Raw genomic sequence first — 20403 nt, forward strand, 5'->3', positions numbered from 1 at the left:
GGAAGAGGGCGGGGCGGCGGGCCGTCGAGGCGTCGAGCGGAGAACTCCGCGCTGGGCGGGAGGTCTGCGTCGGGTCGGGGACTCTGCGTGGGGCGGAGAACTCCGCGTACGGCGGAGATAGCACGGAGATTTCTCCGCCCCACGCCGAGATCTCCGCCCCACGGGGTGCGGGCGGGGCCCTTCGACGGGCTCAGGGACCCGCCCAGCCTCAGGGACTCACCCCCCCGCCGCGGCGGTCTACTCCGGCGCAGGCAGACCCTGCGTCACCGATTCGACCGCTGTCGCGAGAGCATCCGTCGCCGCCCCCGCCACCGGAACAGGGCCGAGGTGCGCGGCGATCCGCCCCGCGACGTACGGGGCGGCGAACGAGGTGCCGCTCCACACCGCGAAGCCCCCGCGGTAGTCGTCGGGGTCGATGGTCTCGCGGCGCAGCCCGTCGAAGTCCGCCCGGGTCATGGCCTGCTGCCCGCCGACGAACCCCGGCGAGGCGCTCACCACGGCCGCCCCCGGCGCATACAGCTGCACCCACGGCCCCACGTTCGAGAACAGGGCGACCGACCGCGCCGAGGGATTCAACGCCCCGACCGACACGTGCGGGGCACCGGGATCGGGCAGGATGCCGTTGTCGGCCCCCGGCCACGGCCACAGCGACGCGGGGAACGACGGACGGTCGATCGCGTCGTTGCCCGCCGAGCACACCACCACGCAGCCCAGTTCGCGCGCCTTCGCGAGCAGCGCGTAGAGTGTGCGGCTGAAGAGACCGTCGGTGGGGGTCTCGTGGTAATACCCCAGCGACAGGTTGAGCACGTCGATCGGATGCCCCGTCTTCGGGTTCTCGCGGTAGCGGCGCAGCAGCTCCACCACCTGCCCGAGCGACGTCAGCAGGCTGCTCTCGTCGACCACGCCGAGCGCGCCCGCGACGCGCACCGAGAGGATGTCGGCATCCGGAGCCGTCTGCCGGATGATGCCCGCGATGAACGTGCCGTGCCCGGCGACCGCATCGATCTCGCCGTCGAGCTGCCCGTACAGGTCGGGGTAGCGCTCGGGATCGGCGTCATCGGTGAGGCCCACCGGCACACCGTCGAGTTCGATACGACGGGTGACGATGTCGTCGGGCAGCCAGTCGTGCACGCCGCAGCCGGTGTCGAGGATGGCGACGACCGCGCGGCGCCCCTTCTTCGGCTTCGGGCCGCGCACCGGGGCGGGGCCCAGCCAGCTCACCGGTTGCCGCGCTCCGCGTCCGGGCTCGAGATAGTCGTCGCTGCCTCCGGCACCTTCTCCGCGCACCGGGTTGGTGCGGCTGAACGGGTTGGTGCGGCTGAAGGGATTCGTACGGCTGAACGGATTGAGGCCCACCGGGTCGATCGACAGCACGTGCTCGAGGCTCGTGCGCGGCATCGTGGAGCGCGACATGCGGCGGGCGCGCTGCAGCACGCGCCAGGCATCCGGAGCCACCGGCGACTCCCCCCGCCCCGGCTCGTCGGGCGTCGTCAGATGCGCGCGCAGAAAACCGGGCACGCCGGGCAGCAGCTCGCGCCCGTTCTCGCGGTCGGGCACCTCGATCTCGAGGATCCACCCGAACGTGTCGGCCGCGTCGCGCAGCGTGCGCACCTCGCGGTCGTACTCCTCTTCGTTCGCCAGATCCTGCGTGATCAGCAGACGCTCCGGCAGGTAGGCGGTGGGATAGGCGCGGATGCCGTCGACCGGCTCCACACTCGGATCCAACGCCGCCCCTCGGCGGATCGACCCCTCAGCGCGGTCCTGCCAGCTCCACCCTCTCGGCTGCTCCATGCGTCATCCTCTCCGTGCGGGTCGAGCCCGCTCCCCGTCCACGGCGTCGGCCGGATCGCCGGGCACCGTCACTGCACATCACTGCGTCACTGCTGGAATTGCTGGAACTGCGTCACAGCTCGAACCGCGGCGTCGACAGGGTGCGGGCTTCGCCGCCGACCGTCGTCGTCAGGCGCACCGTGGTGAGTCCCGGTGGCACCTCGTCGAAGACGAAGCGTCCGGTCTCGGCCGGCGCGGTCGTCCTCGTTTTCTCTCCCTGCGTGAGCACGACCTCGGCAGCAGCCGTGTCGACCCACCCGTCGACGCGGCGGCGACCGCTCTCGGTCTTCGTCACATGCAGCAGGATGCTCGTAGTGCCGTCGCTGAACTGCAGGGTCAGCGCATCGGAGTCGGAGCGCACGGCACCGAGTCTGTCGTCGATCAGGGTCAGGAGGGCATACTCCTGCGTCAGCCCGTCGGCCGCGACCGCGGCGATGATGCGGTCGACCAGGCCCGCCGGCATCGGGTCGGTGTCGCCCCACATCGCCCGTAGCTGCGCGAAGACCGCGGCGTCATCGTGCGCGTTCATGTCGATGCCTCCGCACTCGGAGACACGTCGAGAAGCGCACGCAGCTTCGCGAGGCACCGTTGCCGCGTCGGGCCGATGCTCCCCACCGGCATGGCCAGGTCATCGGCGAGTCGCGCATAGTCGGGGCGGTCCTCGAAGGCGATCACGCGCAGCAGTCGCTGGCAGCGCTCCGCGAGACGCTGCACGGCCAGCCAGAGCCGGTGGCGCTCGTCGGCGATCGCGGCATGCTCTTCGGCGGAGGCCTGCTCCGGAAGAAGGGCGTCGAGGTCATCGGCATCCGTCGTGTCGATGCGTCCGTGCGCCTTGCCGACCTTCCACGCTTCGCGCCGGGCTGTGGTGGTGAGCCAGGCCGAGACCGCCCGGGCATCCGCGATCTGCACGTGACCCCGCACGAGGCGCAGCCACGTCGTCTGCACGACGTCTTCGGCGAGCGTGCGCTCCAGCCCATACGCCCGCACGACATGCCAGAGCACGGGCGTCATCAGTCGGACGAGCCCGTCCATCGCGCGACCGTCGCCCTCGCGCCATGCGTCGAAGAGGTCCGCTGCGTGTTGCCAACGTGCGGGGCCGTCGTCCGAAGCAGGATCGAGCGCGGTGCCGGGTGCACCGTCGATCATGAAAGACATTGTGATCACACCTACCAGGAGCACGGCAAGGGGTACTTGATACATGACGCCGTTGGTCGGCGTCCAAGAAGTGCCGCCTGCGGGCGAAGTCCGGTCGGAGAGCCGGTCCCCTTGGGTTGCTGAGCTTGTCGAAGCACGCCGCACGGGACCCTTCGACGAACTCAGGGATCCACTGGCAAGTCACACGCGCCGGCTGTACCCAACTCAGGAAAAACCGCACCCGGCGTCCTGAACGGGACAATTTAGGCCCGAACCGCCGCGTTTTTCCTGAGTTAGGGACAGGCCGCGGCCGAGCGGATGCCCCGGCCGACCCCGATACGGTGGAGAGGTGATCCCTCTCGCCATCGTGCTCTTCCTCAACGCCGCCTTCAACGTGATCGTCTGGCCGCAGTTCTACAAGCGGGTCTCGCGCGACCCGCGGGCGAAAGACGCGAACGGCAAGGCCACGACGTTCCTGAAGGTGCACGTGGTGCTGATCTCGATCGCCCTCGTGCTCGCGCTGGTCTCGGTGCTGGTCGGCATCGCCGCGCTCACCGGCGCCCTGTAGGCGTCCCCCGCTTCCGCCTAAGCGGCGGCTGCTCAGCGCACCTCGTACTGCTTCGCGTGCTCGGCCCAGCGCGACTCGACGGGCAGTCCCCGCAGCGCGCGATTGCCCAGCGCCAGCGCGACGGCGACGACGCACAGCGCCGCGCACACGAGGATGGTGTTCTGGCGCCCGATCCAGGTGAGTCCGAATCCGGCGATCAGGGGGCCGAGGGGCATCGCCCCCATGCCGAGCACCCCGGCCGCGCTGTTGGCCCGACCGAGCAGGCGCGTCGGGGTGGCGACCATGAAGTACCCCATCATCCCGGCGTTGAGTGCGGGGATCAGCAGCACGGCGACGCCCAGCACGACCACGATCGCCCACGGCTCGGTGACGGTCGAGAGCACGACGGCGCCGATGGCGACGACCGAGAGTGAGCAGATCGTCAGGATGCCGGCGCCGATGCGCGGCACCAGGAACGGCGCGACGATGGCCCCCGCGAGCATGAACCCGCCGATGATGGCGCTGAGGGTGCCGATGAGCAGTGCGGAGTATCCGGCCTGCTGCAGCGCGTAGATGGTGGTGGTGATCGCGGCGTTGAAGCCGAGGTTGATGATCGTGACGATCGCCAGCACGCCGCCGAGGTCGGGGCGCGAGAACAGCCACCGGAATCCCTCGCGCAGTTCGGCCCAGGCGTTCGGGCGCGGTGCGGTGCGGCCCTTCGTCTCGTCGCTGCGCTCCGGTTCCTGAGCGAGCGGAGCATCCGCATCCGCCCCCGTGTCGACGACGCCGTCGCGGCGCATCGTGCGGGCCAGCATCCAGGCGGTGACCGCCGCGAGCAGATGGCACAGCGTCATGACGACGCCGACCAGCCACCCGCCGACGCCCAGCAGGAGTCCGCCCAGGGGGCCGCCGGCGAGTTGCAGCGCGGCATCCCTCCCCTGGTTCGCCGCCTGCGCGCGCCCCATCGCATCGTCGGGCACGATCTCTTTGATCGCGCTCTCACCGGCGACGTCGAACAGGCCGCTGCGCGCGGCGAGCAGCACGTCGATCACGAGCAGCGTGCCGAAGGTGAGGGCGTCGACGCCCGCCAGCACCGTGAACGCGGCGGCGAGCACGATGCCGAACAGTGAACCGATGAGCATGAGCACGACGCGGCGGTGCCGGTCGGCGAGGATGCCGCCGACGAGCGTCGTGAGCAGGCGAGCAACCAGTCCCGCGCCGGCGATGATGCCGGCCTGAGCGGGGTCGTTCGTGATGATGAGGGCGAGCAGGGGGATGGCGAAGGCGAACAGGGCGGCCGCGAGCCCCTTGCTCGTGTCGCTGACGAGCCAGGTGAGGTAGCGGGTGTTGCGCCACAATCGGTGCGGAGCGGTCACGGTGGTCATGGCTCGATGGTAGATGCGCAAGAAGAGTTGCGCAAGTCTTATTGCGCAACTTCGGGTGCGGATACACTCGAGGGATGGCCGACGAGCGCAGCAGTGTGGATGCGGAGTGGATGACTTCCGCGATGCTCAAGGCGTACGCGCATCCCCTGCGACGTCAGATGCTGCGCCTCTTCGCCCGGCGCGATCACCTGCGGGCCGCCGACATCGCCGCCGAACTCGACGTGCCGGCGAACAGCGTGAGTTTCCACCTGCGGGCGCTGGCGGATGCCGGGCTCATCGATGAAGCCCCTGAGCGCGCGCGCGATCGCCGCGACCGGGTCTGGGCGGCCAAGAAGGGGGCCCTCAACGTGGGTGGACCCGAGCATCCGGTCCCCGACGAGGCCCTCGGCACGACCGTGATGGCCGCCATCGTCGAAGACCACCGCGATCTGCTCCGGCGGGTGGTCGCCTGGACTCCCGAGTATGTGTCCGGCCGCACGGCCGAGGTGCACGGTAGCTTCAGCCAGCGCACGATCCGGCTGACCGAGGCCGAGTTCGAAGCCGCCATGGTGCGGGTGAACGATGTGCTCGACGAGGCGCACGAGAAGCATGACGACGATGACCCCGCGGGTCGACACTGGCAGATCGACCTGATCGCCGCCGACGACACCATCTGACATCCCGTAGATTCGTAAGGACCCCGACGAATCGCACGCGAAGGACACCCCATGGCTCGGCTTCTGCACGACGGGTGGGGCGCCGAGCGTCTCACGGCACGCGACAAAGGCATCCCGCAGCGTGCGATCGGCCACACGGTCGACGAGTTCCTCGCGACCGGGCCGCGACTGTCGGAGTTCTGGACGCCGATCATCGCCCTCGACGACGCCGCGATGCGCAACAACCTCGCCGTCATGGCCGCCTGGACCACCGCCCGCGGACTCGAGCTCATGCCCCACGGCAAGACGACGATGGCCCCCGCGCTCTGGCAGCGGCAGTTGGATGTCGGATGCCCCGGCATCACGCTCGCGACCATGGGCCAGGTGCGCACGGCCCGCACCTTCGGCCTCGACAGCGTCATGCTCGCGAACGCCGTCGTCGATCCGCGCTCGCTGCGCTGGCTCGCGGGCGAGCTCGCCGACCGCGACTTCCGCTTCGTGAGCTGGGCCGACTCCCTCGAGACCGTCGACGCCATGGAGCGCGCCCTCCGTGAGGTCGGCGTGCCGCGTCGGGTCGACGTGTGCGTCGAACTCGGTGCCGCGGGCGGCCGCACCGGCGCGCGCAGCATCGACGCGGCGATCGAGATCGGACGCCGGATCGCGGCATCCGACGTGCTGCGTCTCGCCGGCGTCGCCGGCTACGAGGGCGCCCTCGGACACGACCGGTCGGATGCCGCGCTCGCCGCAGTGCGCGCCTACCTCGCCGACCAGCTCGTCGTGCACGACGCCCTCGGCGACCTGTACGACGAGGGCGACGTGTTCGTCACCGCGGGCGGCAGCGCCTACTTCGACCTGGTCGCCGAGGTCTACGCGCCCGCGATCGCCCGAGACTCCCGCACGCGCTTCACCTTGCGCTCGGGCGCGTACATCGTGCACGACGACGGCTTCTACCGCGGCATCTCCCCGCTCGACGAGACCTATGCCGGTGCCGTGCCGGGCGAGGGGATGCTCCGCTCGGCCATGCGCGGATACGCCCGAGTCGTCTCGCACCCCGAACCCGCGCTCGCGCTGCTCGACGGAGGCAAGCGCGACTTCCCGTTCGATGAGGGGCTGCCGGTCGTGCTCGGCGTCGCCGAGGACCTCGGCGGGGCGCGCGCTTCGTCGAGACGGGCGGAAAACTCCGCGTTGGGCGGAGAATCGGCTGAGATTTCTCCGCCCAACAGTGAGAAGTCCGCCCGGCAAGGCGGAGCATCCATTCCGTCGATGAACGACCAGCACACCTTCCTGCGCGACGCCGACGTCACGATCGGTGACGTCGTCGTGCTGGGGCTCTCGCACCCGTGCACCGCGTTCGACAAGTGGCACTTCCTGCCCGTGGTCGAGGGCGACGGGTCCGACCGGATCGTGGAGCTGGTGCGCACGTTCTTCTGAGGCCGACACTTTGTCTCACTGCGCTCGCTCACGGACCGCGCCTGTGGGTCGCTGAGTCTGTCGAAGCGCCCGAACCCCGCCCCGCGTACAGTGAACAGGTGCCGGAGTTCCCCTACAGCCGCCTGCGTCGGTGGCCCGATGTCGAAGCCGACAACCTGCAGGCGTACGACGCGACCGACCTGCTGCTCGTCGACCGGGCGCTCGCGCTCGCCGCGGAACGCGGCATCGACGGGTCGCAGATCGCCGTCATCGGAGACGAGTACGGCGCGATCACGCTGGCGTTGACGGATGCCGGGATGCGAGGCATCCGCGTGCATCAGGATCTGGCGACCGGACGCCGGGCGCTCACTCGCAACGCCACCGAGCTGGGAATCGACGGGTTCGCCGCGCACGAGCTCGATGCGGCGCTGCTCGACGGCGCGCGAGTCGTGCTGCTGCAGCTGCCGAAAGCGCTCGCCGAGTTGGAGGAGATCGCGGATGCCGTGGCCCGCTGGGCCGCGCCCGACCCGGTGCTCGTTGCCGGCGGGCGCGTCAAGCACATGACCCTCGCGCAGAATGAGGCGCTCGGGCGCAGTTTCGGTGTGGTGCAGGCGCAGCGCGCCGAACGGAAGTCGCGGCTGATCGTCGCATCGGAACCGCGAGAAGTCCCGGTCGCACTGCCTTTCCCGGTGACCGCGCAGCATGAGGGGCTGACGCTCGTCGCCCACGGCGGAGCATTCGCCGGAGCCCGCCTCGACATCGGCACGCGCGTGCTGCTCGACGTGCTCGGGGGTTCGCGTGGCGGGGCGTCTCAGACCCCGTGGCGCGTCATCGACCTCGGCTGCGGCACCGGTGCGCTCGCCGTCTCCTACGCTCTCGCTCACCCCGAGGCCGAGGTGATCGCGACCGACCGGTCGGCCGCCGCGGTCGCCTCCGCCCGCGCCACCGCCGCAGCCAACGGCGTCGATGAACGCGTCACGGTGACGCACGACGATGCGGGGTCGGAGCTGCCCGACGGGTGGGCCGACGTCGTGATGCTGAACCCGCCGTTCCACCTCGGTACGAGCATCCACTCCGGTGCGGCGACCCGTCTGTTCGAGGCCGCTGCACGCCTCCTGCGCCCCGGCGGAGAGCTCTTCACCGTCTTCAACTCGTCGCTCGGATACCGTGCTGAACTCACCCGAATCGTGGGCGACACCGAGCAGCTGCACCGCACGCCGAAGTTCACGGTGACGCGCAGCATCCGCCGCTGATCCCGCCGGGGCTGAGGGGTCACGAAACGCCGCTTCCGGATGCCTCGACACGGCGTGTTCTGACCCCTCACGCGCCCGGGCTCATGCCCAAGCAATCCCCGGTCAGCGGGGCATTCGAACCGGTATGCCCAGATGTGGACTTGCCCCTGATCAGCCATTTCGTTACGTTGGTCTGTGGGCCTGACGGCCCGAAGACCAGTCCGCGACCGCGTCCTTCTTTCGATTGAGCTGTGCTGCGAAGAGGCGTGGACGTACGGTCGATGCTCTATCGCGGCGGATCCGAAATCCGCCGTCCGTGCCGCCACAGCAGACATGTCGAACGGCCTTGAGATCATCACCCGGGCGTAACCGAAGCAGGCTCAGCCACCCGAAGGCGAGCCGCAGGGGAAACGTGTCCGAAACCGTTCTAGAAGCGCGCAATCTATTCAAAGTGTTCGGGAAGAATCCGAACCAGGCCGTCCGTCGTCTGAAGGCCGGCGAGAGCCGCACCGACGTCTCCGATGCCGGAACCGCCGCCGTCATCGACGCCAGTTTCTCGGTGAACCGTGGCGAGATCTTCGTCATCATGGGGCTGTCCGGATCGGGCAAGTCCACCATCATCCGCATGCTCAACGGCCTGCACGGTGCCACCGACGGATCGGTCACGGTGAACGGTGACCCGATCACCGGCATCCCGGCGTCGCGTCTGCGCGAGATTCGCCGCGATCGCGTGTCGATGGTCTTCCAGCACTTCGCCCTGCTGCCCCACCGCACGGTCGCCGCGAACGTCGCCTACCCGCTCGAACTCAAGGGCGTCGACAAGGCCGAGCGCATTGCGAAGGCCACCGAGATCCTGTCGCTGGTCGGCCTCGAGGGCCAGGGCGACAAGATGCCGTCCGAACTCTCGGGTGGAATGCAGCAGCGCGTCGGCATCGCCCGCGCCCTCGCCGCCGACAGCGACATCCTGCTCATGGACGAGGCGTTCAGCGCCCTCGACCCGCTCATCCGTCGTGAGATGCAGGAGCAGCTTCTCGAGCTGCAGCAGAAGCTGCACAAGACCATCGTGTTCATCACGCACGACCTCAACGAGGCAATGTTCCTCGGCGACCGCATCGCGGTCATGCGCGACGGACGCATCGTGCAGATCGGCACCCCCGAAGACATCCTCACCGACCCTGCCAACGACTACGTCGAGCAGTTCGTGCAAGACGTCGACCGTGCCCGCGTGCTCACCGCCGCGAACGTCATGGAGCGCCCGCGCCCCGTGGTGGCCGAGTCGGCCGGACCGCGCACGGCCCTGCGCCAGATGCGCGACGCGTACATGTCGGCGACCTACGTCGTCGGACGCGACCGCCAGCTGGTCGGCATCGTCACCGACCGGGATGCCGTCAAGCTCGTGCGCCAGGGCGTCTCGACCCTCGCCTCGATCATCAAGCCCGTGCCGCAGAGCGTGAGCGAAGACGAGGTGCTGATGAACCTGTTCGTGCCCTCGGTCGAGTCACCGGTGCCGCTCGCGGTCGTCGATGCCACGGGTCGCCTCACCGGTGTCATCCCCCGTGTGACCCTGCTCGCCGCCCTCGGCCCCGGACCCGGCGCCACCGGAGAACTCACCCTCCCGCTGCTGCCGATGCCGCAGGCCGAGATCGACGCCGTGCTCGACGACGGATGGACGGCCGAGCCCACGACGGGCCCTTCGACGGGCTCAGGGGCCGCAACGAATGAGGAGGTGCGCTGATGGATGGTTTCCGCATTCCCCTCGGCACGTGGGTCGCGTCGGGCGTCGACTGGATCAAGCAGAACCTCGACGGCCTGCTCGACGGCATCTCGTTCGTCGTCAGCTTCCTGGTCGACGGGTTGACCAGCATCCTGCTCACCCCCCACTTCGCCGTGATCATCGTGATCGCCGCACTCATCGCCTGGCTGGTGCGCTCGTGGCAGCTCGCGATCGGCACGATCATCTCGTTCGGCCTGATCGTCGCCATGAACCTCTGGGTTCCCGCGATGCAAACCCTCGCGCTCGTGCTCGTCGCCGCCGTGATCGCCGTGCTCATCGCGGTGCCCCTCGGCATCTGGTCGGCCCGCAACAACACGGTTCGCGCCGTGCTCAAGCCGGTGCTCGACTTCATGCAGACGATGCCCGCCTTCGTCTACCTGATCCCCGCGATCGTGTTCTTCAGCATCGGCGTGGTTCCCGGACTCGTCGCGACGGTCATCTTCGCGCTGCCCCCGGGCGTGCGACTGACCGAGCTCGGCATCCGCGGGGTCGACTCCGAGACCGTCGAAGCCGGACAGGCGTTCGGCGCGAAGCCGGGCCAGATCCTGCGCGGCATCCAGCTGCCCCTCGCGATGCCGACCATCCTCGCCGGCATCAACCAGGTCATCATGCTCGCGCTGTCGATGGCCGTCATCGCCGGAATGGCGGGAGCCGACGGACTCGGAAAGCTCGTCGTCGAAGCGATCTCGACCATCAACATCGCCAAGGGTGTCGAGGCAGGCCTGGGCGTCGTGCTCATCGCGGTCTTCCTCGACCGCGTCACCGCCGCGCTCGGAACGCTCGGCCAGAACCGGTCGTCGCTACTGGGCATGCTCGCCCGTCGCCGCAACAGCAGCCGTTCGGCGTCGGCATCCGCGTCGGCATCGGCGTCGGCGTCGGCATCCGCGTCGGCATCGGCCATGGAAGCGCCGGATGCTGCGGATGAGGCCTCGCCGCGCCGCGCACCCATCACCACCGCATGACTTTCCCTCCGCGGGATCGAAGGTCACCTTCCCAGGCTCGGGAAGACGGCAGATCGATACCGCAGCATCACCCATCCACACAGCACATATACGGAACGAGAGAGATACACATGAAGAAGAAGTTGTTGACCATCGCGGCGATCGGCGCCGCAGCATCCCTCGCGCTCGCCGGTTGCAGCGGCGACGGCATGGGCGGCACCGGAAGCGGCTCCGACGGCGGCGACGCCGGATCGGGCGACAAGGGCACGATCACGCTGGGCTTCCTGCCCTCGTGGACCGACGGCCTGAGCACCGCCTACCTGCTGCAGGACCAGCTCGAGAAGATCGGCTACACGGTCGAGATGAAGACCCTCACCGAGGCGGGCCCGCTCTACACCGGCCTCGCTCAGGGCGACGTCGACATCTACCCCTCGGCGTGGCCCGAGCTCACCCACAAGTCCTACATGGACGAGTACGGCGACGACATCGAAGACCTCGGCGCCTACTACGAGAACGCCAAGCTCACGATCGCAGTGCCGGAGTACTCCGAACTGAACTCGATCGCAGACCTCGCCGGCAAGGGCGCGCAGTACGACGGCAAGATCTACGGCATCGAGCCGGGCGCGGGCCTCACCGCCCAGACGCAGAAGATGATGCCCGAGTACGGCATCGACGGCGAGTACCAGCTCGTCACCTCGTCGACCGCCGCGATGCTCACCGAGCTGAAGTCGGCGACCGACGCCAACGAGGACATCATCGTGACGCTGTGGCGTCCGTTCTGGGCGAACGACGCCTTCCCGCTGAAGGACCTCGAAGACCCGATGGGCGCGATGGGCGAGGCCGAGGCCCTGCACTTCCTGGGCACGAAGGGCTTCGCCGAGGAGTTCCCCGAGGCCGCTGAGCTGATCGAGAAGATCAAGCTCGACGACGAGCAGTACGGTTCGCTCGAAGACCTCGTGGTCAACGAGTACGGCGAGGGCAAGGAAGCCGACGCGGTCGACGCCTGGCTCGAAGAGTACGGCGACCAGTTCGACTGGGTCGTCAGCTGATCTGACCCGTTTGTTCGCCTCCGTGTGGGGCGGACTTCTCGCCGATGGGCGGAGGATTCTTCTCGAATCCTCCGCCCATCGGTGTTTTCTCCGCCTAGGGCGAGTGCGAGCCGCACGTTCGTGAGGACTTCACAGCTACTGCGTGCGCCGGGCCCTTCGTCTCGCTGCGCTCGCTCAGGAACCGGTCGGCAACGAGACGACGGGGCGAGCGGGCCGAATCGGGCCGGATGCGGTGGGTATCTGAGGAGTTATGCCCCGGTCTCGGCGGTGACGCGTACCCAATTCAGGAAGACCGCACACGAAACCGCCCCGGACGGCCGTTCCGGGGCGGTTTCGATCGATTGTTCCTGAGTTGGGTACGACTGCCGGCCCAGGCTCAGCGCACCTTCTTGCGGTAGGCGAGCATCGCGAAGACGTAGGCCGCCACCAGGATGCCGACGCACCAGGCGAGGGCGACCCAGATCTGCGAGCCCACCGGCGTACCGGCGAACAGCGCCTGGATCGTGTCGACGATCGACGTGACCGGCTGGTTCTCGGCGAACCAGCGCACGGGCCCCGGCATCGTGTCGGTGGGCACGAAGGCCGAGCTGATGAACGGCAGGAAGATCAGCGGATACGAGAACGCACTCGCCCCGTCGACCGTCTTGGCGCTGAGTCCGGCGATGATCGCCAGCCAGGTGAGGGCCAGGGTGAACAGCAGCAGGATGCCGATCACGGCGAGCCACGCACCGACGGTCGCTCCGGTGCGGAACCCCATCAGGAACCCGACGCCGAAGATGATCGCCAGCGTGATGCCGTTCGCGACGAGCGAGGTGAGCACATGCGCCCACAGCACGCTCGATCGGGCGATCGGCATGGAGTGGAAGCGCTCGAAGATGCCGCTCTGCAGGTCGGTGAACAGTCGGAAGGCCGTGTAGGCGATGCCCGAGGCGATCGCGATGAGCAGGATGCCGGGGAGCAGGTAGTTGACGTAGTTCTCCTGTCCGGTGCTCTGCTGCAGGGCTCCGCCGAAGACGTAGACGAACATGAGCATCAGGGCGATCGGAGTGATCGCGGTGGTGATGATCGTGTCGGCGCTGCGGAAGATGTGGCGCATCGAGCGGCCGGTGAGGGTCGCCGTGTCGGCGACGAAGTGCGTGCTCATGCTGCGTCTCCCTTCGGCGCGTTCGAAGAAGGGCCGACGAGCGTGAGGAAGATCTCCTCCAGCGTCGGCTGCTTCTCGACGTACTCGACCTTCGCCGGGGGCAGCAGTGCCTTCAGCTCGGTCATGGTGCCATTGGCGATGATGCGTCCCTCATGCAGGATCGCGATGCGGTCGGCGAGCTGTTCGGCCTCGTCGAGGTACTGGGTGGTGAGCAGCACGGTGGTGCCGGTGTTCGCGAGCTGCTTCACGACCTGCCACACCTCGATGCGGCCCTCCGGGTCGAGGCCCGTTGTCGGCTCGTCGAGGTAGATCACCGAGGGGTGTCCGACCAGACTCATCGCGATGTCGAGTCGGCGGCGCATGCCGCCGGAGTATGTGCCGACCTTGCGGGCACCGGCATCCGTCAGTCGGAATCGTGCCAGCAGATCGTCGGCGATCCGCCCGGTGTCGGGGAGGTGCCGCAGTTTCGCGACCAGCACGAGGTTCTCGCGTCCGGTGAGGATCTCGTCGACGGCCGCGAACTGGCCGGTGAGGCTGATCGCCTCGCGCACGTGCAGCGGTTCGCTCGCGACGTCGAATCCGTGCACGGTCGCCGCCCCGGCATCCGCCGTCAGCAGTGTCGAGAGGATGCGGATCATGGTGGTCTTGCCGGCGCCGTTCGAGCCGAGCAGGGCGAAGATGCTGCCCGCTTCGACCTCGAAGTCGACGCCCTTCAGCACGGCGAGGTCCTTGTAGGACTTCTCGATGCCGGTGACGCTGATGGCTGCGGTCATGACTCCTTCTCCTTGTCGAGTGCTTCGTCGACGGCCTTCACCAGGCGCGCCCGCTCCTTGTCGATCCACTGCTTTCCGCTGTACGACCGGGCGAAGTTCTCGGCGAACTCCACAGGGTCGTCGCCGACGATCGCGCTGATCGGGGTGCCGTCGATCGCGGCGCGCTCCCACAGGTCGGCGTAGTCGGCGATCATCTGCACGAGGGTGTCTCCCTCGGTGATGCCGCCGTAGTACATGAAGTACCGGTGGAAGGCCTCGGCCGTCGCGCGGTAGGGCTCGGGCAGGGCGTCGAGCCGGGCCTTCGCCTGCTTGTACTGCTTCTTCTGCTCGAGCGATCCGGTGAGCGCTTCGATCCATTTCGCGGTCATGTCAGTTCTCCTCGTTCGTGTTGTTCGTGTTGTTCGTGTTCAGCTGTTCGATGCGCTGGGCGAGGGTGTTCCAGGTCTTCCAGAACTCCGCCAGCTCCTGCGTGCCCTGCGCGTTGAGGGTGTAGACCTTGCGGGGCGGCCCCTTCTCGCTCGGCACCTTCTCGACATCGACGAGTCCGCGCTGCTCGATGCGCACCAGCAGGGCGTAGACCGTGCCCTCGGCGGTGTCGGTGAAGCCGTGCTCGCGCAGGCGTGCGGTGATGTCGTATCCGTAGGCCGGCTGCTCGGCGAGGAGGGCGAGAACGATGCCCTCCAGAGTGCCTTTGAGCATCTCGGTCATCTGCTTGCCCATGGATGCTCCTTCCTGTCGTTGCTCGGTACTCAGTGATGCTGGGTACCGGTACAAAGTAACACTAGGTACCGGTACTTAGCAACACCGAATACCGAAGCACCCGCCACTCCCGACGCGAGATCGGGAGTGGCGGGTGCTTCGGCTGCGGCGGGTCGGCGCGCGGTCAGCGCGGCAGGATCGCGGCGGCCTGGGTGCGCACGCTCGCGACGATGTCGGCGATGCTGACCCCGGGGCCGCTGGAGGCCATGGTCACGAAGAGGATCGCCGAGACGACGTGCGCCAGGACGGATGCTTCGGCCTCGTCGATCGGGGCGAGACGCGTGAGGGTATCGGCGAGTGCCTGCTCGGTCTGCCCGACGATCGTCAGGGCTTCTGCGTGGTGCGGCTCGGTCGGGTCTCCGAAGGCCATCTCTCGCAGGTACACACGACCGTTCTCGACCTGGCGACGGTTGCACTCGATGACGGGGGTCGTCAGACCCATCACGGCATCGAGGGTGCTGTGTGCGGCTTCGGCGGCAGCGCGGCCCTCGACGAGCGCGTCGGCGTAGTGCGCGTTCTGCACCAGCAGCAGCAGCTCACCCTTGGTCTTGGCGTAGAGGAACAGGGTGCCGGTGCCGATGTCGGCCGCGTCTGCGATCTGCTGCGTGGTGACCTCGTCGACGCCGTGCTCGGCGAACAGTTCGCTCGCGGCCGCGACGATGCGGTCGAGCTTCTCCTGCTTGTTGCGCTCGCGTCTTCCGAGGGGTCGGGCGTCAGGCATTCGCTCCCTCTCGGAATAGTTAGTGACTGGACTCAGTTATGAGTGTAGTTGCTATCACGCGCTGCGCGATCGCCAGAACTCATTGTTCCACGACCGAAAGAAGACCCCATGACCTCGCTCACCCACGCCGTCGTCCTCGTCACCGGAGCGAACGGAGGCATCGGCACGCACCTCGTCAACGAGGCGCTCGCGCGCGGAGCCGCCAAGGTCTACGCCACGGCCCGCCAGCCGCGCGACTGGTCCGACGAGCGCGTCGTGCCCCTGGTGCTCGACGTCACGGATCCCGCCTCCATCGCGGCCGTCGTCGCGGCAGCATCCGACACCACCGTGCTCATCAACAACGCCGGCGCATCGACGCCGACACCCGGCATCCTCACCCACACCGACGACGAGATCCGCCACAACGTCGAGACCAACTTCCTCGGGCCGCTCTTCCTCGCCCGGGCATTCGCGCCCGTGCTCGCCGCTCACGAGGGTGGGACCGCGATCATCGACATCCATTCCGCCCTGTCGTGGTACGCCGTGGCCGGCATCTACTCCGCCACGAAGGCCGCCCTGTGGTCGGCGACCAACTCGCTGCGCCTCGAACTGCAGCCCGCCGGCGTGCAGGTCGTCGGCGTGCACGTCGGCTACGTCGACACGGCGATGGCGGCCCAGGCCACCAGCCCCAAGCTCGACCCCGCCGATCTCGTCAGGCAGATCTTCGACACGCTCGAGGCCGGGGGCTACGAGGTTCTCGCCGACCAGACCTCGGTGCAGGCCAAGGCCGGTCTGTCGGCGCCGCTCGAGGTCGTGTACCCGCAGCTCGCCGTCGAGGCCTGAGCATTCTGCTGAGAGGGGGCGCCACCGACCCGGTGGCGCCCCCTCTGTGTCACGGAGTCGGTCAGTTCGCGAGGAACCTCGCGGCCACCGGGGCGAACTTAGACCTCGGGTCAGGCGCCAGTGATGACGACTTTGCCGCGCACGCCGCCCCGGGCGAGCGCCGCCAGGGCTTCCGGTGTCTGGTCGAAGGGGAACGTCGCGCCCACGACGGGGCGGATGCTTCCGCTGTCGACGAGTTCTGCGATCTGTCGAAGCTGCGAACCGTTTGCCGTCATGAACAAGAACTCGTAGCTGACGCCGAGCTTCTCGGCCCGAGCGCGGATCTTTCGGCTGAGTGCGGTGATCGCGAGGCGAAGAAGGGGGTTGAGCCCCTTGCTGCGGGCGAACGCGGGGTCGGGCGGGCCTGAAAAGCCGATCGCTTTTCCGCCGGGCCGCAGAATGCGCAGTGACTTCTCGAGGTTCTCGCCGCCGAGGCTGTCGAGCACGAGGTCGTAGCCTGAGAGCTCTTCCTCGAAGTCCTGGGTGCGGTAGTCGATCACCACGTCTGCCCCGAGTTCGCGCACGAAGTCCGCGTTCTTTCCGGACGCTGTGGTGGCGACGTGCGCGCCGAGATGCTTTGCGAGTTGGATCGCGATCGTGCCCACCCCGCCGGCGCCGGCGTGGATGAGCACCTTCTGACCGGCCTGCACGTTTCCCCTCTCGACGAGGGCCTGCCAGGCGGTCAGTGCTACCAGGGGCAGCGATGCGGCCTCGACCGTGCTGATCGTGGTGGGCGCGAGGGCGAGGTCGGCGTGATCGATCGCGATGCGTTCGGCGAAGGTCCCGATCCGGTGGTCGCGGGGCCGGGCGAACACCGGATCGCCGACTGCGAAGCCCGTGACCTTCGATCCGATGCGGAGCACGGTGCCGGCGACGTCGTGGCCGAGCACGAGGGGCGTCTTGTACGGCAGGATCGCCGTGAACTCGCCCACGCGGATCTTCTCGTCCAACTGGTTGACGCCGGCCGCTTCGACGCGCACGAGCACGTCGCGTTCTCCCAGGACGGGCTCGGACGCGGTCACTTCGTGCAGCGGCTTCTTGTACTTGTCGAACGCGAATGCGCGCATGGTCGTCTCCTCGGCGGGTCGTCGAACCCGACGCGACGGCAACACCATCTTTCGAGTTCACTCAATTATGAGTGCACTCAATTAACTTGTCAACAAGAGGCACGACGAAGCACGACTCCGGAGATTCGACGCGACACCCCGCGGCGGCAGCATCCGATTCGGGGTGTCGGCGTTCGATCTCCGAAGTCGTGCGGTTGCCGGACGCGCCGAGCGTGCGACGCGCCGAGCGTGCGTGCGCAGGTGGGCAGAGTGCGGCGCGGCGGATGCCTCGGCTCAGACGGCCGTGAACTGCAGGAGCAGCGCGTTGCCGGGGTTCAGTACCGGCAATGGCAGGCCCTGAGCGAGAACGGCGCCGGTGACGGCGAGGTCGCCGACCCCGAGCCAGGCCGGGTCGGCGACCTGGTGTCGGTGCGCGGCGCCGATCTCGTCGCGCACCCGCACGCGGTACGTGGCGGCGGGGTCGAGTCCCGGGATCGGCACGCGTGCCGACTGGGCGGTCGCACTGGTGTCGATGCGCACCCACGCGAATACGCCCTCGCGGCGATCGTGGCTCACGATGCCGTGCAGCAGCGCGCCCTCGTCGACCTCGTCGGCCCGCACGGTCACGCCGGAGTGCAGCAGCCCGCGCAGCTCACGGTAGAGCGCGGTCCATGCGGCGATCTTGGCGAGGTCGTCTGTGGAGGCCTTCGTCAGGTCCCACTCGAGCCCCGCGTGGCCGAACAGAGCCGTGGCGGCCCGGAACGAGAACGACGCGTTCCGGCCGGTCGTGTGCGACACCGTCGGTCCGACGTGCGCGCCCAGCAACTCGGGCGGCAGCAGGGTCTGCGTGCCGCGCTGAATGCTCTGCCGCTCGATGGGGTCGTTGCAGTCCGAGGTCCAGACGCGGTCGGTGCGCGCGAGGATGCCGAGGTCGGTGCGCCCGCCGCCCGAGGCGCACGATTCGATCTCGAGACGCGGATGCCGTCGGCGGATCTCGTCGAGCACCCGATAGACGCCGAGCGTGTGGGCGTGCACGCGACGTCGACCCTGCGCGTCGAGCGAGGCGTGCAGGTCGCGGTTGTGGTCCCACTTGACGAAGTCGACGCGGGCGCGGGCGATCACCTCGTCGAGGCGGTCGGTGATGTAGTCGACGGCCTCGTCGCGCGCGAAGTCGAGCACGAACTGGTGCCGCGAGGCGAGCAGCGGGTTCTCGCCGAGCACCCAGTCCGGATGCTGTCGCGCCAGGTCGGAGTCGGGGTTCACCATCTCGGGCTCGAACCACAGGCCGAACTCGAGTCCGAGGTCGTGCACACGCTGCGACAGCGGCTCGAGGCCGTCGGGCCACACGGTGTCGTCGACGAACCAGTCGCCGAGACCGGCATGGTCGTCGCGACGCCCGCGGAACCAGCCGTCGTCGAGCACGAAGCGCTCGACGCCCAGCTCGGCGGCGATCGTCGCGAGGGTCGTGAGCGTGTCGAGGTCGTGGTCGAAGTACACCGCCTCCCACGTGTTGAGCAGCAGTGGCCGCGGGGTCTGCGGGTGGCCAGGGCGGGAGCGGATCGACGCGTGGAACCGGGCGGTGATGCCGTCGATGCCCTCGTCGCTCCAGGTGGAGACCAGCTCGGGTGAGCGGTAGGTGTCGCCCGGCTGCAGGCGGATCTCGCCGACGCCGACCAGCTCGCCGCCGCCCAGCACCGAGCGGTGCACGCCTGCGCCCTCGGGCAGGTGCTCGACCCGCATCTCCTGGTCGCCCGACCAGGCGAGGTGCGCGGCCCAGATCTCACCGGAGCGGAACCGGAACCCGGCCGTGCCGGTGAGGGTGTCGAACGACGAGTCGTGACCGGGGCGCCCGCGGCGCGACGACCGCAGCCAGGTGCCGTCGTGGATCTCGGCGCGCTGCAGCACCTTCTCGTTCGTCCAGCGACCGGTGAAGTCGACGACCTCGGTGGCGCGCGCGGGGAGCGGCAGCAGCGAGCGCACGGCGGCCACGTCGATCGGATGCTCCGCCGCGATGTTCTCGAGCGCGACGGCGGAGTGCAGCACGCCGGCCTCGTCGAGGCGATACGTGAAGGTCGCCTCGGCGGTGGCGCGAGCATCCTGCAGCACGAAATGCACCGGCGTGCCCGTCTGCTCGCCCGTCTGTTCCACCCGGACGAGAGTGAAACCGTCGATGACGGCATCCGCGAGCGTGGCTTCGATCGCCGGGGTTCCCGACCAGCCGTGCGCCAGGCCGGCCGCGATCGAGAAGGAGCGGGGGGTGTCGAGCGAGCTGTGCATCACGGCCGGGGTGGCGGTGGCGAGTAGACCGGCGATGTCGGCGTCGGAGAGGGCGGCGCCCCAGTGGGCGATCGTCGGTGCGCCGAACGCATCGAGGGCGAAGACGACGCTGACCCCGCCGTTGCGGAGGTGCGTCGGGGATTCCTGAACGACGGTGTTCGGAACGGGGTTACTTGACGACATGAATTAATCATGGCATGTCCGGTGCCGATCGCAAATGTCGACGGCCCCCCACTTTCGAATCGCTCACCTGGCTGCATTTCTGCCCGGAATGCAGCAAAGTGAGCGATTCGAAGCCCACGGCACGCCTTCTCCGCGAGGATAGACGCATGACGTCTGCACTCGAAGAGCTCCGTGACCGCATCTCCGCCAGTGGTCTGCTCGACGAACCGGCCGCGGCCGACGGGATCGTGTTCGGCCGCGCGCACCTCGAATCCGCCGGCGTCGACGTGATGGTGAACGTCGACCCCGAGATCCAAGACGACGACGAACCCGACTTCGACATCGATCCGCTGATCGAGGGGGTGCAGCGGATCCTCTCGGTGAACGAGACGCGCTGGCGCGCCATCGTCGACGAGACCGCCACCGACATCGAAGAGGCCGTCGGCGAGTCCGAGGTCAGAGAACGCATCGACCTGCGCGACGACCTCGAAGCCACCTCGCTCGTCGTCTTCGCCGATGCCACGCTGGTGGCCCTGGTCGCGCCGCGGCAGTTCCCCGACTCGCGCATCCTCGTGCAGCTCGACGAGGACTTCGAGATCTCCGGCGTCGAGGTCGTCGCCAAGGACGGCGCCGAGGCTGCCGAGTTCGACTCGCTCGACGACCTGCTCGACGACATCACCGGTGGCGACTTCCGCAGCACCGACGACGACTGAGCGAGCCGGC

General features: G+C 68.6%; 20 protein-coding genes. 9 read left to right on the forward strand and 11 right to left on the reverse strand.

The window, feature by feature from the left end; all coding sequences use genetic code 11:
• Positions 1–237 precede the first annotated feature (237 nt).
• The 3 genes from ACIOSY_RS03000 to ACIOSY_RS03010 form a co-directional block, all read right to left on the reverse strand.
• Positions 238–1791, reverse strand: a complete 1554-nt coding sequence (locus tag ACIOSY_RS03000; RefSeq protein ID WP_400848751.1) for a S8 family peptidase — start codon at positions 1789–1791, stop codon at positions 238–240.
• A 112-nt stretch (positions 1792–1903) separates the two neighbouring features.
• Positions 1904–2359: a hypothetical protein gene (locus ACIOSY_RS03005; protein WP_400848754.1), complete on the reverse strand. Its 456-nt coding sequence runs from the start codon at positions 2357–2359 to the stop codon at positions 1904–1906.
• On the reverse strand, positions 2356–2976 hold the full coding sequence (locus tag ACIOSY_RS03010) for an RNA polymerase sigma factor (protein WP_400848757.1): 621 nt from the start codon (positions 2974–2976) through the stop codon (positions 2356–2358). Before ACIOSY_RS03010 ends, ACIOSY_RS03005 begins: the two co-directional genes overlap by 4 nt.
• Positions 2977–3313: 337 nt before the next feature.
• Here ACIOSY_RS03010 and ACIOSY_RS03015 point away from each other — a divergent pair, with 337 nt between their 5' ends.
• The gene (locus ACIOSY_RS03015) at positions 3314–3532 is read left to right on the forward strand and encodes an SCO4848 family membrane protein (RefSeq protein WP_400848760.1); all 219 of its coding nucleotides are present in this window, start codon (positions 3314–3316) and stop codon (positions 3530–3532) included.
• Positions 3533–3564: 32 nt separating this feature from the next.
• Here ACIOSY_RS03015 and ACIOSY_RS03020 read toward each other — a convergent pair whose 3' ends face one another.
• Positions 3565–4896, reverse strand: coding sequence for an MFS transporter (locus ACIOSY_RS03020; protein WP_400848763.1), 1332 nt, complete (start codon positions 4894–4896; stop codon positions 3565–3567).
• A gap of 74 nt (positions 4897–4970) precedes the next feature.
• Here ACIOSY_RS03020 and ACIOSY_RS03025 point away from each other — a divergent pair, with 74 nt between their 5' ends.
• The 6 genes from ACIOSY_RS03025 (at position 4971) to ACIOSY_RS03050 (ending at position 11937) form a co-directional block, all read left to right on the forward strand.
• The gene (locus ACIOSY_RS03025; RefSeq protein WP_400848766.1) at positions 4971–5552 is read left to right on the forward strand and encodes a helix-turn-helix domain-containing protein; all 582 of its coding nucleotides are present in this window, start codon (positions 4971–4973) and stop codon (positions 5550–5552) included.
• A gap of 51 nt (positions 5553–5603) precedes the next feature.
• Positions 5604–6962, forward strand: coding sequence for an amino acid aldolase (locus ACIOSY_RS03030; protein ID WP_400848769.1), 1359 nt, complete (start codon positions 5604–5606; stop codon positions 6960–6962).
• 98 nt (positions 6963–7060) lie between these two features.
• Positions 7061–8194: a class I SAM-dependent methyltransferase gene (locus ACIOSY_RS03035; protein ID WP_400848772.1), complete on the forward strand. Its 1134-nt coding sequence runs from the start codon at positions 7061–7063 to the stop codon at positions 8192–8194.
• 391 nt (positions 8195–8585) lie between these two features.
• Positions 8586–9908 carry a glycine betaine/L-proline ABC transporter ATP-binding protein gene (locus tag ACIOSY_RS03040; RefSeq protein ID WP_400848775.1) on the forward strand — a complete coding sequence of 441 codons (1323 nt, stop codon included), beginning with the start codon at positions 8586–8588 and terminating at the stop codon, positions 9906–9908.
• Positions 9908–10909 (forward strand): ABC transporter permease, encoded by a 1002-nt coding sequence (locus ACIOSY_RS03045; protein WP_400848778.1) that lies wholly within the window; start codon positions 9908–9910, stop codon positions 10907–10909. The genes ACIOSY_RS03040 and ACIOSY_RS03045 overlap by 1 nt, the downstream gene beginning before the upstream one ends.
• A 110-nt stretch (positions 10910–11019) precedes the next feature.
• Positions 11020–11937 (forward strand): glycine betaine ABC transporter substrate-binding protein, encoded by a 918-nt coding sequence (locus tag ACIOSY_RS03050; protein ID WP_400848780.1) that lies wholly within the window; start codon positions 11020–11022, stop codon positions 11935–11937.
• 376 nt (positions 11938–12313) lie between these two features.
• On the opposite strand, the gene ACIOSY_RS03055 is transcribed toward ACIOSY_RS03050, so the two are convergent.
• The 5 genes from ACIOSY_RS03055 to ACIOSY_RS03075 form a co-directional block, all read right to left on the reverse strand.
• Positions 12314–13081, reverse strand: coding sequence for an ABC transporter permease (locus ACIOSY_RS03055; protein ID WP_400848783.1), 768 nt, complete (start codon positions 13079–13081; stop codon positions 12314–12316).
• Entirely contained in the window at positions 13078–13854 is a 777-nt protein-coding gene (locus tag ACIOSY_RS03060) for an ABC transporter ATP-binding protein (RefSeq protein ID WP_400848786.1), read from the reverse strand. The genes ACIOSY_RS03055 and ACIOSY_RS03060 overlap by 4 nt, the downstream gene beginning before the upstream one ends.
• Entirely contained in the window at positions 13851–14222 is a 372-nt protein-coding gene (locus ACIOSY_RS03065; RefSeq protein WP_400848789.1) for a DUF1048 domain-containing protein, read from the reverse strand. Before ACIOSY_RS03065 ends, ACIOSY_RS03060 begins: the two co-directional genes overlap by 4 nt.
• A gap of 1 nt (position 14223) precedes the next feature.
• A complete protein-coding gene (locus ACIOSY_RS03070; protein ID WP_400848791.1) occupies positions 14224–14574 on the reverse strand; it encodes a PadR family transcriptional regulator in 351 nt (116 codons plus the stop codon).
• A 163-nt stretch (positions 14575–14737) separates the two neighbouring features.
• Entirely contained in the window at positions 14738–15334 is a 597-nt protein-coding gene (locus ACIOSY_RS03075) for a TetR/AcrR family transcriptional regulator (protein WP_400848794.1), read from the reverse strand.
• A 108-nt stretch (positions 15335–15442) separates the two neighbouring features.
• Here ACIOSY_RS03075 and ACIOSY_RS03080 point away from each other — a divergent pair, with 108 nt between their 5' ends.
• Positions 15443–16156 carry an SDR family oxidoreductase gene (locus tag ACIOSY_RS03080; protein WP_400848796.1) on the forward strand — a complete coding sequence of 238 codons (714 nt, stop codon included), beginning with the start codon at positions 15443–15445 and terminating at the stop codon, positions 16154–16156.
• 110 nt (positions 16157–16266) lie between these two features.
• Here ACIOSY_RS03080 and ACIOSY_RS03085 read toward each other — a convergent pair whose 3' ends face one another.
• Both ACIOSY_RS03085 and ACIOSY_RS03090 read right to left on the reverse strand, forming a co-directional pair.
• Positions 16267–17262 carry an NADP-dependent oxidoreductase gene (locus ACIOSY_RS03085; protein ID WP_400848799.1) on the reverse strand — a complete coding sequence of 332 codons (996 nt, stop codon included), beginning with the start codon at positions 17260–17262 and terminating at the stop codon, positions 16267–16269.
• A gap of 273 nt (positions 17263–17535) precedes the next feature.
• A complete protein-coding gene (locus ACIOSY_RS03090; protein ID WP_400848802.1) occupies positions 17536–19701 on the reverse strand; it encodes an alpha-galactosidase in 2166 nt (721 codons plus the stop codon).
• 146 nt (positions 19702–19847) lie between these two features.
• On the opposite strand from ACIOSY_RS03090, the gene ACIOSY_RS03095 reads away from it, so the two are divergent.
• A complete protein-coding gene (locus ACIOSY_RS03095; protein ID WP_400848804.1) occupies positions 19848–20393 on the forward strand; it encodes a cytochrome C5 in 546 nt (181 codons plus the stop codon).
• The last annotated feature ends 10 nt before the right edge of the window (positions 20394–20403 follow it).

Origin of the sequence: Microbacterium sp. NPDC087665 (assembly GCF_044743285.1) — a bacterium.
Taxonomy (GTDB): domain Bacteria; phylum Actinomycetota; class Actinomycetes; order Actinomycetales; family Microbacteriaceae; genus Microbacterium.